Here is a 563-nt window from a genome sequence, read left to right on the forward strand (position 1 = left end):
GCCCGCCAGCGCGCCGCGCCATCCACGAAAGCGCATGCCGATCGCCACCGACAGGTTGATCACGTTGCCGCCCGGCAGGAACTGGCACAGCCCGAGCAGATCGGTGAACTCAGCGGCGTTGAGCCAGCGGTGCTGTTCGACGAAGGTACGCCGCGCGAGCGGCAGTGCACCGCCGAACGACGTGAGACCCAACCTGAGGAATCCGCTGAAGATCTCACCGACGGTCGGCACCGCGTCGGCCGTCGACATCGAGGCCGGCGCAACAGGCGTTTCCGGCGTCTCCAGCGACTCCGGCGCAGAAGAAGAGGAGTGTTGATTCATTTTGCTGTCGCCATCCAGTACAGGCTACGGAGAGTAGCGCTGTTCGTGCGCAGTGAAAAACGATTTTTACGCGGCTTACTTGTGACTCCAGCTCACAAGCATAATCGCCTTGTGACCCGCAAACTGTCACTCTTCTATTGACCTTTCCATAAATCATGACGTCACCACAAGGTTGCCTGAATCCAGCACGCGGCGATGATCGAAGGTCGGTGCTGAGCGCTTTTGAGCTTGTTGCGAGCGAC

1 protein-coding gene is annotated in these 563 nt (G+C 60.0%); it reads right to left on the reverse strand.

Translation table 11 applies throughout. The features are described 5' to 3' along the window. On the reverse strand, positions 1–249 hold a 249-nt coding region (locus HV796_RS43160), incomplete at its 3' end, for a chromate transporter (RefSeq protein ID WP_175233662.1). Positions 250–563: the final 314 nt, after the last annotated feature.

The sequence above is a fragment of the Paraburkholderia humisilvae genome (assembly GCF_902859855.1).
Classification (GTDB): Bacteria; Pseudomonadota; Gammaproteobacteria; order Burkholderiales; family Burkholderiaceae; genus Paraburkholderia; species Paraburkholderia humisilvae.